Origin of the sequence: Microbispora sp. CSR-4 (genome assembly GCF_008033685.1) — a bacterium.
Taxonomy (GTDB): domain Bacteria; phylum Actinomycetota; class Actinomycetes; order Streptosporangiales; family Streptosporangiaceae; genus Microbispora.
This window is the reverse complement of record NZ_VJVX01000029.1, coordinates 53190-67707: the sequence shown is the minus strand read 5'-3', so window position 1 is coordinate 67707 and position 14518 is coordinate 53190. Positions and strand designations below refer to the sequence as shown.

Genomic DNA, 14518 nt, shown 5'->3' with positions numbered 1-14518 from the left:
CCCGGACGTCGGCGGTGCGAAACTTCGCACTATGACGGAGAACGAGCCTCGGTCGCTGATTCCCAGCATGCGGCTGGACGATCTGCTGGCGGAGTTGCAGTCACGTCTGGAGGCCGTGCTGGCCACCCGTGACCGGGTGCACGCGCTGCTGGAGGCGGTCGTCTCTATCGGCAGCGACCTCGATCTGGAGGTCGTGCTGCGGCGCATCGTGGAGACCGCCACGACGCTGGTCGACGCGACGTACGGCGCGATGGGCGTGATCGGGGAGGAGAACACGCTCGTCCAGTTCGTGCCCGTAGGGCTGAGCGAGGAGGAGATCGCCAGGATCGAGCACTGGCCGCACGGGCTGGGCCTGCTCGGCCTGCTGATCAAGGAGCCGCAGACGCTGAGGCTGGCCGACATCTCCCGCCATCCCGAGTCGTACGGATTCCCGCCCGGTCACCCGCCCATGGGCAGCTTCCTGGGCGTGCCGGTGCGGGTGCGCGACGAGGTGTTCGGCAACCTCTACCTCACGGAGAAGCGCGGCGGCGGGAACTTCGACGAGGACGACGAGGCGATCGTGGTCGCCCTGGCCACCGCCGCCGGCGTGGCGATCGAGAACGCCCGACTGTACGAGGAGAGCCGCCGCCGGGAGACCTGGTTGCGGGCGTCCTCCGACATCACCACGCGGCTGCTGTCGGGGGCCGAGCCGCGGGAGGTCCTCACCCTGATCGCCCGGCGCGCCCGCGAGATGGCCGACGCCGACGCCGTGGCGATCCTGCTGCCCGACCGCGACCGCGAGGTGCTGCGCGTCGCGTTGCAGGATGTGGCGCCGGCCGAGGACGGGCCGATCGGGGACGGACCGGCGGTCCGGCTCGTCGAGGACGAGGTCGCGGTCGAGGGCTCGCTGTCGGGCCGGGTGTTCCTGAGCGGTGAGCCGCTGGCGCTGGACGATTTCGACCACGGTCGGCTGCACCTGATCTGGGCCGGCGATCTGGAGCCCGGGCCGGTGGCGGCCGTGCCGCTGGGCGCGCCCGGGGCCGTACGCGGGGTGCTGGCCCTGGTCAAACGATCGGGACGGATGCCGTTCAGCCAGTCGGAGCTGCGCACCCTGCACGCCTTCGCCGGGCAGGCGGCCGTCGCGCTGGAGCTGGCCGAGACCCGCCGCGACGCCGAGCGGCTCGGCCTGCTGGAAGACCGCGACCGCATCGCCAAGGACCTGCACGACGTGGTCATCCAGCGCCTGTTCGCGGTGGCCATGACGCTGATGAGCGCGGTGCGCCTGGTCGAACGGCCGGAGGCCTCCTCCCGGCTGCAGAGCGCGATCGACGAGCTGGACACCACGATCCGGCAGATCCGCTCGACGATCTTCGCCCTGCAGACCCCGCACGAGGACGCCTCGCCCAGCCTGCGCGCCCAGGTCGTCGACCTGGTCGAGGGCGCCCGGGGGCATCTGGGCTTCATGCCCGGCCTGACCCTGGAGGGCCGGCTCGACAACGACGTGCCCGCCGAGGTCGCCGAGCACCTGCTCGCCGTCCTGCGCGAGGCGCTCTCGAACGTCGTCCGCCATGCCAGGGCCACCCGCGCCGACGTCGCCGTCCACGCGGCGGACGGGCGGCTGACCCTGGTGGTGGAGGACAACGGCGTCGGCATCCCGGCCGAGGGCCGCCGCAGCGGCCTGCGCAACCTCGCCGACCGGGCCGAACGCCTCGGCGGCGCCCTCGCCCTCGCCTCCCCGGACGGCGGCGGCGCCCGCCTGGAGTGGAGCGTCCCGCTGGGCTGAGCACCGTCATGTCCAGCGGGACCGGCCCCGCGAGCACTCCTATAGCCGGCTCAGCACCTGCATGGCGTCCTTCTCCAGCCGCGACAGGTCGCGGAGGATGGCCCCGGCCTGCCGGAGGCAGCCCGCGTCGCCGCTCTCCCCCGCCTTCGCGATCAGTTCGGACACCTGCGTCCAGAGGACGGCGGCCTCACCGTACATCCGGTGACCGGCGCGGAGACCGTGGTGGCCGATCAGTTCGGTGCACTCGCCGAGGAAGTCGCGATAGAGGGCGCGGAACAGCGCGCCGCCGGTGCCGCCCTTCTCCATGAGGAGGGCGGCCTGCGGCAGGTCCCGCCCTGGGTCCCCGGCACGCTCCAGCCAGCCGGGCGCCTTCGCGCCTGCCTTCTCGATGCCGCGCCAGCCGAGGTTCGCGATGGGAGCGGCGAGGAAGGCGTCGGCGCACGCTCTGACGGCGGGGACGATCCGGTCCTGCCACGCGAGCGGACGGGGCGGCACCGTGATGGTGAAGGAACGGTTCCTCGCGGTCATCGGGCCGCGTTCGGCACGGGCCCGGGCGAGGGAGGCCCGGCTGGTGCGCACCGCTCCTCCCTGCTGCTCGGTGTCCACGAGGTGGACGTCGTGCTCGTCGTAGCCGTACATCGCGACGACATGACCGCCGAAGTGCACTGCGGAGCGGAAATAGTCCAGGTGGTAGGAGTCGAGCTGGAGCCCGACCGGCCGGCCGGCGTCGATCGGGGCGGCCACGTTCTGCCACGCCTTGCGCGGCGAGGTGGTCTCCTCGGTCGTCAGCGTCAGCCCCAGCCGGGCGGCCAGGTTCCTGGTGAGCTCGAACGGCCTGACGCGGCCTCCGAGGAAGGGGAACGGCATGCCCTTGGCGTCCCAGTAGACGAACGACAGGCCCGAGCCCAGCCCGAACAGCATGGGCTCGGACAGGTCGAGCCCCTCGTGCCGCAGAAGCACCCCCAGCGCCGTCGTCTCGCAGTGGTGCGTCCCACGGGCCTCCACGCCCTCCACTATGGCCATGCTCGCTCTCCTCGTCCTGACGGCGGCGCACGCTCGCCCCGGCCCCGGTCCCTGACCGGCAGCATCGGGCCTCCCACAGTGGGAGAGTCCACTCGGGAGGCCCTCAGGCCACGCGACCTCGCTTACCTCCGCTGCCCGGCCAGGGCGCGGTTGACGGCGGCGAGCACGGCGCGGGTGTACGCCGTCGCGGCGTCGGCGTCCTCGCCCGCTCCCCAGACGGGAGTGCCGCCGACACGGCACCGGGCGTAGGCGACGGCGCCGCCCTCCGCCGGATGCCCGCCCTGCCAGAGCACCTCCACCGCGACCCCGGCCGCCGTCAGCGCGGCGGCGAGGGCCGCCGCCGGATCGGCGCCGGTCCCCCGGCTCTCGCGCCCGTCGTGCCGCACCAGGCAGTGGAAGCCGTCGCCACCGGCGGTCAGCGACGCCGGCGTGACCGGCCCGTCCTCCGCCATGTACGCCTCCCGGAACAACCGGAGCAGTTCCTTCGGCGTGGCCTCCCGCCCGCTGCGGTCCGTCGCGTCCTGGACGACGCGGGAGAACTCGGCGCGCAGCGCCTTCGGCAGGTCGAGCCCGTGGTGGACCTGGAGGAGGTGGGCGATGCCGCCCTTGCCCGACTGGCTGTTGACCCGGATGACCGCCTCGTACGTGCGGCCGACGTCGGCCGGATCGATCGGCAGGTAGGGCACCGACCAGGGCGCCTCTCCCGCCGGCACGCCCCGCTCGGCCGCCGCGCGCTCGTGGTGGGCGAGGCCCTTGCTGATGGCGTCCTGGTGGGTGCCGGAGAAGGCCGTGTAGACCAGATCTCCCCCGTACGGATGCCGCACGTGGACCGGCAGGCGGTTGCACTCCTCAACGGTCCGCCGGATGACGTCGATGTCGGAGAAGTCCACCATCGGGTCGACGCCCTGCGCGTACAGGTTGAGCGCGAGCGTGACGAGGTCGACGTTCCCGGTGCGCTCGCCGTTGCCGAACAGGCAGCCCTCGACGCGCTGCGCCCCGGCCAGCATGGCGAGCTCCGCACAGGCCACCCCGGTGCCCAGGTCGTTGTGCGGGTGGACCGAGAGGATGACCGCGTCACGCCGTTCGAGGTGCCGGTGCATGTACTCGATCTGGTCGGCGTACAGGTTCGGCGTGGCGATCTCGACGGTGGCGGGCAGGTTGTGGATCACCGGCCGGTCGGGCGAGGCGTCCCACAACCGGGTGAGGCCGTTGCAGACCTCCAGCACGAAGTCGGGCTCGGTGCAGTTGAAGACCTCCGGGGAGAACTCGAACCGCACCGCCGTCCCCGGCATTGCGTCGGCGAGCCGCGCGACGTGCTCGGCGGCCTCCCGGATCAGCGCGTGCAGCCCGGCCCGGTCCTGTCCCAGCACGACGTCGCGCCAGACCGGCGCGGTCGCGGTGTAGAGGTGCACCACCGCCCGGGGCATGCCCTGGATGGAGGCGAAGGTCTGCTCGATGAGGTCGCGGCGGGCCGCCGTGAACACCACAGGGGTCACGTCGTCCGGCACCACGCCGCTCGTGGCCAGGTGACGGACGAAGTCGAAGTCGGTCCGGCTCGACGACGGATAGCCGACCTCGATCTCCTTGAACCCCATCGCGACGAGGAGGTCGAACATGCGGCGCTTGCGCGGGGTGTCCATCGGCTCGGCCAGCGCCTGGTTGCCGTCGCGCAGGTCGACGGGCACCCACAGCGGGGCCCGCTCGATCCTGCGCCCCGGCCAGGTGCGGCGGATCTCGGGTATCTCGACCCGCTCGTGCGCGGGCCGGTAGCGGTGGTGGGGCATCGCGCCGCCCCGCTGGGGATTCCAGGCGGGAGCGTCGGCGGGCACCGGGCCGGCCGGGGTGCGAATCGTGGGAAAAGCGGTGGAGACGGTGAAGACGGCGGTCACGATGATGATCCTTCGGTCGGAGGGCGACCGGCGGCACGGCACCCCGCGGCGGGGCGCCGGTCATCGGATCAAACCCCGCCGCGGCGACCGAGAAGGAGGCCGAACGGCGTCATGGGCGGTAGAGTAACCACACGACAACTCCTCAGACAACCTGAGAGGTGAAACGCGATGGCGCTCGGCGCGCTCCAGCGCAACCCCCTCGTCGACCAGGCCGTCGAGAGCCTGCGCGACCAGATCGCGCAGGGCATCTGGCCGGTCGGCACCCGGCTTCCCGGCGAGACGACCCTGGCCAAGCCCCTGGGCGTGGGCCGTTCCACGGTCCGCGAGGCCCTGCGCGCGCTGGCCGGCGCCGGACTGGTCCAGGCGCGGCAGGGCGCCGGAGTCTTCGTCATCGCCACCAGCCCCGCCGAGGACTGGACGGCCCGCCTGCGCCGTGCCGCCGTGGCCGACGTCTACGAGGTGCGCATGCTGGTCGAGGTGCAGGCCGCCCGGCTGGCGGCGCGGCGCCGTACGCCGGACGACGTGACGGCGATGCACGCGGCGCTGGAGGCCCGGCGGGCCGCCGCCCGGGACACCGACGCCGCCTTCGTCGACGCCGACATCGCCCTGCACGCGGCCGTCGTCGCCGCCGCGCACAACCCGGTGCTGACCGACCTGTTCGCCGAGTTCGTCCCGCGGCTGCGCGAGGGCCTGGTCGCCCTGGTGGACCTGCTCGACCTGCGGGCGGGCGACCCGAACCCTGGAGACGACTCCCATGCGGCGTTCGTCGGCGCGGTCGAGCGCGGCGACGCCGACGCCGCGGGCCGGGCGCTGCAGGAGGAGCTGGAGCGGACCCTCGGCCGCCTCCGCCGCGCGGGCTGAGGAACCGGCCCGGCGCGCCACCAGGGCAGGGTGCCGGATCAGGGCTCGACGTCGGCGAAGAACCTGGCGTCAAAGGTGATCTTGGCGAGCGCCTTCTGCCCGTCGGCGTTGGGGTGGAAGTAGTCCCACGCGCTCACCTGCTTCAGCGTGAAGGGGTAGGCGAAGACCGCGCCCCCGTCGTGGCGGCAGGCCGGGCCGTAGCTCTCGCACGCCTGCCTGAGCTGCTCGTTGTAGTCCATCACCCGCTCGCGCACCCGGTCGCGCCTGGCCTCGTCCTTCTTGGCCGTGGACTTCGGGTCGGCCAGCATCGACTGGCAGATGCGGCCGATCCCCCAGAACAGGCGCGCCCACGCGTTGTCCTTGCCGACCCGCCACAGGCGTTTGACGTCCGGGATGCTCGCGACGTAGACCCGCGCTCCCGTGGGCCGCAGCACGTCGAAGGCGGCGTCGATGTTGCGCCGGAAGGCGGCCACGGGGGTCATCTCCTTCTCGGAGCCCACGCAGGCGTCCTGCGCGCCGATCAGCACGGTGACGTAGCCCGCCCCGGCGTCGACGGCCTTCCGCGCCTGCCCGGCCAGGTCGGCGCTGGTCGCCCCCGGGGAGGCGAAGTTCCGGTTGTGCCCCTTGATCGCGCTGCTCATGGCGAGCAGGCGCAGATAGTGGCTGTTCACCGATGGCGAGTCGCCCGCGGACCACGAGCGGGACGTGCAGGCGACGTACCAGCCGCAGGCGTTGAACCCCGCGCTGATCGAGTCGCCCAGCGCCGCCATCCCGGCGGGCGTCGTACGGGCGTTGGCGGCGGTCGGCACGAGCAGGACGGCCGTGGCCAGGACCGGCGTGATCTTCTTGATCATGGGCACCTCCGGGAGATCAAAGGTAGGGATCGCGTGGAGGTGCGCTCTATCGCCACCAGGGAAGTCGAGCCTTCCATGACCAAGTTCCTATCGCGGCTTGACACAGTGGACCCGGCATCGCAAGGGGGGGCTCTTGTCGAACACGTTCAGATCGTGCGTAGAGTGAGTCGGGTGAGTGTCGCTCTTATCCGGCCCCTCGTGGTTCGCACGGTCGCGGTGAGCGACCCTGACGATCTGCTGGCGCGTCTGCCAGACGCCGCGCCGTACGCCTGGATCAGACACGGCGAGGGGCTCGTGGGCTGGGGAGAGGCGGCGCGGGCCGCGGTTCCGCCCGGCCCTGGCCGGTTCGACTGGGCCCGCGGTTGGCTCTCCTCGCTGTTCGCCGGGGCGCTCATCGAGGATGAGGTCGGCGTGCCGGGCTCGGGACCGGTCGCCTTCGGCTCCTTCACCTTCGACGGCGACGCCCCGGGGACCGTGCTGGTCGTCCCCCGCGTGGTGCTCGCCCGCCGCGGCGGCCGGGCCTGGCTCACCACGATCGGCGGCAGCGCCTTCGCCCTGGCCCCCCCGCCGCAGGAGCCCGGCCGCATCCGCTACTCCGACGGGTCGCTGACGGCGCCCGAGTGGGAGCACCGGGTCGCGCAGGCCGTACGGCGGATCAAGGCGGACGGCATGCTCGACAAGGTCGTGCTCGCCCGCGACCTGACGGCCGTCGCCGAGCGGGACATCGACCCCCGCGTGCTGCTGAGCCGGCTGGCCGAGCGCTACCCCGAGTGCTACACGTTCTCGGTGGACGGGCTGGTCGGCGCGACGCCGGAGCTGCTGGTGCGCCACACCGGCCAGGAGGTGGAGTCGCTGGTGCTCGCGGGCACCACGGCGCGGGGCGGCGGCCCCGCCGAGGACGCCGCCCGCGGCGCCGCGCTGTTCGCCTCGCAGAAGGACCGCCACGAGCACGCCTGCGCGGTCGCCTCGGTGAGGGAGGCGCTCGCCCCCCTGTGCTCTGCCCTCGACGTCCCCGACGAGCCCGAGCTCCTGGTGCTGCCCAACGTGCAGCATCTGGCCAGCCGGGTCACCGGCCGGCTGTCCGACGGCGCGTCGGTGCTCGACGTGGTGGCGGCCATGCACCCCACGGCCGCCGTCGGCGGGACGCCCACCGGCGCCGCGCTCGGCGTCATCCGCGAACTGGAGGGCATGGACCGCGCGGGCTATGCCGGGCCGGTCGGCTGGATCGACTCCCGTGGCGACGGCGAGTGGGGCATCGCGCTGCGCTGCGCGTACGTCTCGGGCAGGCGGGCCCGGCTGTTCGCCGGCTGCGGCATCATGGCCGGGTCCGATCCCGCCGCCGAGCTCGCCGAGGCGCAGGCCAAGCTCCGCGTGATGCGGTACGCCCTGGAGGGGTGAGCGCCGACGGCGGGCTCCCGCTGGTCGCCCATATCGGTGGGATATGTGCCCGTTTGTACGGTTTGGGGTGCGGGTAGGGCCTCGCACTGATGCACCGTTCGAGGAGGCGGCCCCGATGGTGGAAACGGGTTACTCGACTATCAACGCCACGGTCGACAAGACCAATCGCCTGCTGAAGGAGATCGAGCAGGCCTACGGGTGGTCGCAGGAGAGGCGGCACCAGTCCTGGGCCGCCTTGCGCGCGGTCCTGCACGCGTTGCGCGACCGGCTGCCCGTCGAGGAGGCCGCCCAGCTCGGCGCTCAACTGCCGATGCTGGTCCGCGGCATGTACTACACGGGATGGGATCCCAGCAGGGTTCCCGTGAAGATGCACAAGGAGGAGTTCCACGCGCGGGTGCGCCGGGAGTTCCCCTTCGAGATCGAGGGCGGGGTCGAATCACTGATCAGGACGGTGCTCAATGCCCTGCGGCTCTACATCGCCGAGGGAGAGTGGGAGGACGTCAAGTCGAGCATCCCCGGCGATCTGGCCGACGAGTTTCCGTGACACACCGCTTTCCGTGACACACCGCGGCCTGTGCGCGGACGGCATGCACGGAGGGGACGGGCACCGCGATCGCGTCAACGGGCGAGATGAACGGTGCCGCCGCGGACGGTGTCGGCCCGCCCGGCGGTGAGCGACGCGATCCACTCCTCGAAGGCGGGCAGCCGGTCTTCGGCCACCGCCACCTCGAAGGCGACCTTCGACCCGTAGTCCACGCCCCGCAGCGCGTACGGCGAGGCGCGCAGGTCGCTTTCCAGCCTCCCGGCCTGGGCGTGGCCGACCGACACGGTCACGACCGCCGCGGGGACCATCTCGACCACCTCAGCCCGGTCGAGGGTCTCCCCCACCGCGCCGCCGTACGCCCGTGCGAGGCCGCCCGCGCCCAGCAGCACCCCGCCGAAGTAGCGGGTCACGACGGCGACCACGTCGGCGAAGCCGCGCCGGGTGAGCATCTCCAGCATCGGCGTGCCGGCCGTGCCGCCGGGCTCCCCGTCGTCGTCCGCCCTGCGCACACGCTCGCCGACGACGTACGCCGTGCAGTTGTGGGTCGCGTCGGCGTATCGCCGCCTGCGCTCGGCGACGAACGCCCGCGCGGCCTCCTCCGTTGCGGCGGGCGCGAGCGCGCAGATGAAACGCGAACGGCGGACTTCGATCTCGTGTTCGACGGGGTGCTTGATCGTCTGGTACGGCGCTGCCACAAGGTCAGCTTATTCAGCGGGCCGCCTTTACAAAGTAATGTAGGGCCTTTGTGGCACCGGACGAACCCCCCAGCGCCGATCCGTTCAATGCCGTCCTGTTCAGTGCCAGTCACTGATCTGCACGTCCCGCGGCGACGGCGCGCCCTCGCCGGTCTCCACCAGGGACTTCAGGCTCATCAGGTAGGTGGCCCACTTCGTGCTGCAGTGGTGCATGAACTCCACGGGCTCCCGCCGGCCCTGGTGCTTGAACAGCACGATCGTGCAGTCGCCGTCCTGGCGGAGGTCCCAGTCGATCGTCGTCCCGGGCCATTCCTCGGGCCCGTCGACCACCCGCCACGCCACCCGCTCGGACGGACGCAGCTCGACCACCTCCATGTCGAAGCCGCCGGGCAGGAACCGGAACTCCAGCACGCCGCCGACCTCGCCGCTCCCCTTCGTGTCGTCGGTCCACCAGCCGGCGACGCCGTCGACGGTCGTCAGCGCGTCGTACACCTTCTCCGGCGCCGGGACCTTGACCCCGAGCCTGTGCAGGATGTCCGCCATCTTCGGCTCCTCGTCTCGTCAGTCCTGCCGGGTGCGCTGGATCGCCTCGGCGATCCGCTTGATCCGCCGCAGCCTGGCGTCCCACGCCGCCCCTACGGACGACAGCTGGGCGACCGCGCGGGCGAGCTGGGCGTCGTCCACCCGATAGCGCTTCTCCCGGCCCGCCGGCGTCCCCCGCACCAGGCCCGCCCGGTCGAGGACGCCGAGGTGCTTTGCCACCGCCTGGCGGGTGACCGGAAGCCGCTGGGCCAGCGAGGTCGCGGTGCCGTCGCCCTCGGCGAGCAGCAGGTCGAGCATCCGCCGCCGGGTCGGGTCTCCGATCGCCGACCAGAGGTCGTCGTCGACGTCCTCGGCCGCCGGCGCGCTCACGGCCGCACCCGCAGCGTCGCGATGTACGGCGCCAGCCGGGACAGGTGGAAGTCCCACCCGGCGACGTGATCCCGGTACTGCTGTTCGAGGACAGCGGCCTCCCAGCCCATCTCGCGGAAGCCGGACTCGGTCATCTTCAGCAGCGTCCCGGCCCCCGAGGGGGTCAGGTCGAAGGTGACCAGCAGCGAGTTGCCCTCGGCCGCCGTCTCGCCGGCCGGGTGCGTCCAGCGGAACGAGAACGTGCGCGGGGGCCGCACGTCGAGGACGGTGAACGACACCACCGCCCCGCCGGCGCCGGGGTCGCCGAAGACGAGCTCCCCCGCCGCCCCGGGGATCTCCTCGAACCTGGCGTCGTCCGGCCACCACTCCTTGAGGTGGCCGGGACTGCTCACCACCTCGAAGACGATCTCCGGTGACGCCTCGATGTGGATCTCACGCTCGATGGTGCCGAACTCCATGCCAGCCTCCTGCAACCTTTGGTTGCACATGAGGCTATCCGTACGGCGGCCGACGCGCAACCATCGGTTGCGCGAAAGCCGCCGCACACGCGAGGTTCGTTTCAGCGGACCGGCGCGGGATTCCCCGGCCCGCCGCGCCGCACCTCGAACAGGAAGCAGCCGAACTCCACGGCCCGCACGTGGACCAGCGCCGCCTCCGGGTCCTCCAGCAGGGTGTCCAGCAAGGCCGACGCCGCCACGGGATCGGCCGACCGATGCGCGCCGACGAGGTGCCCGTCCAGGATGGAGCCGTCGGCGCGGTAGGTGCGGAAGACCCGCCGCGGCCCGCCCATGGCCGCCGGATAGCCGGGCCCCGTTTCCGGCTGGGGCCCCTCACACGGCTCCTCGTGGATGAACACCGGCCCGACCTCCTCGTACGCCCCGGGGTCGGCGCCGGTGTCCAGCGCCCAGCGGCGCAGCGGCGCGTAGGCCGCGAGCAGGATCGCCTCCCCCGGCCGGGAGCGGCGCAGGCAGCAGCGCAGCGGGCTGCCGCCCTCCTCCTCGACGGTCCGGCGCGGCGTGCGCCCGGCGTCGTCGGTCTTCCTGAGCTGGTCGAGCACGTCGGGCGCGATGGCCCTGATTTCGAACGTCACGCCCTCATCGTGGCCGTGTGCCCGTGCCGAGGGCTGGCGGAAAACGGACGGCGCGTTACGAGGCGCTGACGGTCTCCGGCGCGGTCTCCTCCTCGTGCGCGGCCTTGGCGGCCTTGCGCTTGAGCCACACCGTGGTGCCGAGGCCGACCAGGACGGCGGCCGCCAGCCCCACCCAGGAGAAGCCCTTCAGCCACTTGTCGGCCACGATGCCCAGGTAGTAGACCGCGACCGTGGTCCCACCGGCCCACGCGACGCCGCCGAGGACGTTGGCGATGAGGAAACGCCAGTAGGGCATGTGCAGGGCCCCGGCCAGCGGCCCGGCGAGGATCCGCAGCAGGGCGACGAAACGGCCGAAGAACACCGCCCACATCCCGTGGCGGTTGAACATCTGCTCCGCCTTGGCGATGTGCGCGGGGCCGAAATGCTTGGGAAAGCGCCGTCCCAGCCGGTCGAACAGCGGCCGTCCGCCCTTGCGGCCGATCAGGTAGCCGATGGAGTCGCCCACGATCGCGCCGACGCTCGCGCAGAGCCCGACGATCCCGGGGGCCACGACCCCTTTGGACGACAGCAGCGCGGCGCTCACCAGCACGATCTCGCCCGGGAGCGGAATGCCGAGACTTTCCAGCCCGATGACGAAGCCCACGAGCACGTAGACCCAGACGGACGGGATGGTCTGCAGCCACTCGTCTACGTGCATCTCACTCCCTCAACGCGCCAACAGCCCCCATTGTGCCGTCGCTCCACGAGTGCGGCATCCGCCGCGAGGACCATGGCGGGTAACCGGAAAGGAGGATGGGCGTCCGCCGCCTCCGTCCTGGAGAGGATCAGTCACGCATCGCGGCGCGCACGGCGTCGCGCATCGCGGCGTGGACGGCCGCGTTGCTCATCCGGTCGGTGCGCGCCTCCACGATGCGCAGGCCGTCCCCCTTGAGCGCCTTCGACAGCTCCTCCGGCTCCTCGACCAGCGCGTACGGCAGGCCGTGCGCGGCGGCGACGTAGCCGAAGTCCACCCCGTGGGGCGTGCCGAACACCCGCTCGAACGGGTCCTCCAAGGCGGCCTGCGGCAGCAGCGAGAAGATCCCGCCGCCGTTGTTGTTCACCACCACGAAGCACAGGTCGGGCCGGGGCTCGCGCGGCCCGAGGATCAGGCCGTTCTGGTCGTGCAGCAGCGTGAGGTCGCCGATCAGCGCGTACGCCGGGCCGTTGTGGGCGAGCGCCGCCCCGACGGCGGAGGAGACCAGGCCGTCGATGCCCGACGCGCCCCGGTTGGCCATCAGCCGCAGCCCCCGCCGGGGGCGCATGGCCTGGTCGAGGTCGCGGATCGGCATGGACGACCCGCAGAACAGCAGCGAGCCGTTGGGCACCACCTCGGCGAGGTCCCTGGCAATCCGCGGCTCGGTCAGGCCCGAGGAGTCGAGCACCTCGTCGATCGCCTGGCGGGCCACGTGGTCGGCGTGCCGCCAGGCCCGCAGCCAGGCGTCGCCGCCGGCCGCGATCGGGATCTCCACGGCCTGGGCCACCTGCGTCGCCGAGCGGGTCGGGTCGGGCCACCGGGTCAGGTCGGGCGAGACCACGATGTGCTCCTCGGCCCGGCGCAGCCACGACAGCAGCGGGCGCGACAGCCCGGGGCGGCCCAGCGTCACCACGACGTCGGGCCGGTGGGCGTCGGCCCACTCCTGGTCGCCCAGCAGGAAGTGGTAGGTCGAGACGGCGTGGTCGCCGTATCGGCCGCCGCCGTTGGGCTCCGACAGCACGGGCCAGCCCGCCATTCCCGCGGCGGCGACGTATCGCCGCACGTTGGCGGCGCCGTCGCCGACGACCAGCACTCCGCGCCGGGTCGGCGGGATGTGCAGGGCGGCGGAGGGCGGCGCGACCCGCGCCCGGAACCACGCGCCGGAGGCGTCGCCGTCCAGCGGCTCGCTCCAGGTCGTGTCGCCGTCGGGGATCAGCGGCTCGCGGAAGGCCACGTTGAGGTGCACGGGCCCGGGGTCCGGCGGCCCGGCGGCGCGCTGGCAGGCCCGGCACACCAGCGACCGCCAGTAGGCCACCTGGCCCGGCCGGTCCTCCGGCACGCCGACCTCGGCGAACCAGCGCACGGCCGAGCCGTACAGCTTGATCTGGTCGATCGTCTGGTTGGCGCCGGTGCCGCGCAGCTCGGGCGGCCGGTCGGCGGTCAGCAGGATCAGCGGCACACCCGACTCGGACGCCTCGATCACGGCGGGGTGGAAGTTGGCCGCCGCCGTGCCCGAGGGGCAGATCAGGGCCACCGGCCGCTCGGACCGCTTGGCCAGGCCGATCGCGAGGTACGAGGCCGACCGTTCGTCCACGCGGACGTGCAGCCGCACCCGCGACTCCGCGTGCGCGGCGAGCGCCAGCGGCGCGGACCGGGATCCCGGGGCGAGCACCACATCGGTGACCCCGCAGCGCACCAGTTCGTCGATCAGGACGGTCGAGAGGGCGGTCGCCGGGTTCACCGCCGCGCCTCCACAACGCCCCGGTCGGCCCGGTTTCTGTCCACCCGCGCGTCTCCTCCCGTTTCCGCAGGCGCAAGCGTACGGCAAAAAGGAGTGGCCGCCGTCATCGCGCGGCCTCTACGGGCGGCGGGGGAACTTCGAGAAGTCCGGCTTGCGCTTCTCTTTGAACGCGTCGCGGCCCTCCTGGGCCTCCTCGCTCATGTAGTAGATGAGCGTCGCGTCGCCGGCGAACTGCTGCATGCCGGCCGCGCCGTCGGTCACCGCGTTGAGCGCGCCCTTCAGCATGCGAAGCGCCAGAGGCGACTTCTCCAGCAGCTCGCGAGCCCACTGGACGGTCTCCTCCTCCAGGCGCTCCAGCGGCACCACCGCGTTGACCAGGCCCCACTGGAGCGCGGTCTGGGCGTCGTACTGCCGGCACAGATACCAGATCTCGCGGGCCCGCTTGAGGCCCACCGTCTCGGCGAGCAGCCAGGAGCCGTACCCGCCGTCGAACGAGCCGACCTTGGGGCCGGTCTGGCCGAACTTCGCGTTGTCGGCGGCGATCGTCAGGTCGCAGCAGACGTGCAGCACATGGCCGCCGCCGATGGCGTAGCCCGCCACCATGGCGATGACCGGCTTGGGGCAGCGGCGGATCTGCACCTGCAGGTCCAGGACGTTGAGCCTGCCGATGCCGTGGGTCTTGTCGTCCACGTAGCCGTCGTCGCCGCGGATCTTCTGGTCGCCGCCGGAGCAGAACGCCTTGTCCCCCGCGCCGGTGAAGATGATCACACCGACCTCGGTGTCCTCCTGGGCGCGGTTGAAGGCCTCGCGGAGCTCGAACAAGGTCGTGGGCCGGAAGGCGTTGTGCCGCTCGGGGCGGTTGATGGTGATCTTCGCCATCCCCTCCGCGGTCTCGTAGATGATGTCCTCATACTCGCCCGACCGCTTCCAGTCGACCCCGCTCGTCACACCCGCTCCTTCGTCGTCATCAACCAGGCGCCGTCGCCGACCGCGCGCCGCCGACCAGGCGGTCGCCT

Annotated in this window: 15 protein-coding genes; 4 read left to right on the top strand and 11 right to left on the bottom strand. The window is 72.6% G+C overall.

What is annotated here, in order from left to right:
* The first annotated feature begins 31 nt into the window (after nt 1–31).
* Nucleotides 32–1762, top strand: coding sequence for a GAF domain-containing protein (locus FLV34_RS21725; protein WP_147943915.1), 1731 nt, complete (start codon nt 32–34; stop codon nt 1760–1762).
* A 39-nt stretch (nt 1763–1801) separates the two neighbouring features.
* Here the strand turns inward: FLV34_RS21725 and FLV34_RS21720 are convergent, their stop codons facing one another.
* Together FLV34_RS21720 and FLV34_RS21715 are read right to left on the bottom strand one after the other, a co-directional pair.
* Nucleotides 1802–2785 (bottom strand): BtrH N-terminal domain-containing protein, encoded by a 984-nt coding sequence (locus tag FLV34_RS21720; RefSeq protein ID WP_147943914.1) that lies wholly within the window; start codon nt 2783–2785, stop codon nt 1802–1804.
* Nucleotides 2786–2907: 122 nt separating this feature from the next.
* Nucleotides 2908–4674 carry a 2-isopropylmalate synthase gene (locus FLV34_RS21715; RefSeq protein WP_315985207.1) on the bottom strand — a complete coding sequence of 589 codons (1767 nt, stop codon included), beginning with the start codon at nt 4672–4674 and terminating at the stop codon, nt 2908–2910.
* Between the two features lie 168 nt (nt 4675–4842).
* Between FLV34_RS21715 and FLV34_RS21710 the strand changes: the two genes are divergently transcribed.
* Nucleotides 4843–5535: a FadR/GntR family transcriptional regulator gene (locus tag FLV34_RS21710; RefSeq protein ID WP_147943913.1), complete on the top strand. Its 693-nt coding sequence runs from the start codon at nt 4843–4845 to the stop codon at nt 5533–5535.
* Between the two features lie 38 nt (nt 5536–5573).
* Here FLV34_RS21710 and FLV34_RS21705 read toward each other — a convergent pair whose 3' ends face one another.
* Nucleotides 5574–6389, bottom strand: coding sequence for a GDSL-type esterase/lipase family protein (locus FLV34_RS21705; protein WP_147943912.1), 816 nt, complete (start codon nt 6387–6389; stop codon nt 5574–5576).
* Nucleotides 6390–6560: 171 nt separating this feature from the next.
* Between FLV34_RS21705 and FLV34_RS21700 the strand changes: the two genes are divergently transcribed.
* Together FLV34_RS21700 and FLV34_RS21695 are read left to right on the top strand one after the other, a co-directional pair.
* The gene (locus tag FLV34_RS21700; protein ID WP_147943911.1) at nt 6561–7787 is read left to right on the top strand and encodes an isochorismate synthase MenF; all 1227 of its coding nucleotides are present in this window, start codon (nt 6561–6563) and stop codon (nt 7785–7787) included.
* A 115-nt stretch (nt 7788–7902) separates the two neighbouring features.
* Complete coding sequence (locus FLV34_RS21695; protein WP_142646995.1) at nt 7903–8331, top strand: DUF2267 domain-containing protein; 429 nt, start codon at nt 7903–7905, stop codon at nt 8329–8331.
* A 74-nt stretch (nt 8332–8405) separates the two neighbouring features.
* Here FLV34_RS21695 and FLV34_RS21690 read toward each other — a convergent pair whose 3' ends face one another.
* From FLV34_RS21690 to menB, 8 genes are all read right to left on the bottom strand, one after another.
* Complete coding sequence (locus FLV34_RS21690; protein WP_142646994.1) at nt 8406–9026, bottom strand: YigZ family protein; 621 nt, start codon at nt 9024–9026, stop codon at nt 8406–8408.
* Nucleotides 9027–9125: 99 nt separating this feature from the next.
* The gene (locus FLV34_RS21685) at nt 9126–9569 is read right to left on the bottom strand and encodes an SRPBCC domain-containing protein (protein ID WP_147943910.1); all 444 of its coding nucleotides are present in this window, start codon (nt 9567–9569) and stop codon (nt 9126–9128) included.
* A gap of 18 nt (nt 9570–9587) precedes the next feature.
* The gene (locus tag FLV34_RS21680; protein ID WP_142646992.1) at nt 9588–9938 is read right to left on the bottom strand and encodes a metalloregulator ArsR/SmtB family transcription factor; all 351 of its coding nucleotides are present in this window, start codon (nt 9936–9938) and stop codon (nt 9588–9590) included.
* A complete protein-coding gene (locus tag FLV34_RS21675; protein ID WP_142646991.1) occupies nt 9935–10396 on the bottom strand; it encodes an SRPBCC family protein in 462 nt (153 codons plus the stop codon). Before FLV34_RS21675 ends, FLV34_RS21680 begins: the two co-directional genes overlap by 4 nt.
* Before the next feature lie 101 nt (nt 10397–10497).
* A complete protein-coding gene (locus FLV34_RS21670; RefSeq protein ID WP_147943909.1) occupies nt 10498–11028 on the bottom strand; it encodes a DUF1203 domain-containing protein in 531 nt (176 codons plus the stop codon).
* Nucleotides 11029–11083: 55 nt separating this feature from the next.
* Nucleotides 11084–11725, bottom strand: coding sequence for a DedA family protein (locus tag FLV34_RS21665; RefSeq protein ID WP_142646989.1), 642 nt, complete (start codon nt 11723–11725; stop codon nt 11084–11086).
* A gap of 127 nt (nt 11726–11852) precedes the next feature.
* Complete coding sequence (menD, locus tag FLV34_RS21660) at nt 11853–13502, bottom strand: 2-succinyl-5-enolpyruvyl-6-hydroxy-3-cyclohexene-1-carboxylic-acid synthase (protein WP_147943908.1); 1650 nt, start codon at nt 13500–13502, stop codon at nt 11853–11855.
* Nucleotides 13503–13619: 117 nt separating this feature from the next.
* Nucleotides 13620–14450 (bottom strand): 1,4-dihydroxy-2-naphthoyl-CoA synthase, encoded by an 831-nt coding sequence (gene menB / locus FLV34_RS21655; protein WP_142646987.1) that lies wholly within the window; start codon nt 14448–14450, stop codon nt 13620–13622.
* Nucleotides 14451–14518: the final 68 nt, after the last annotated feature.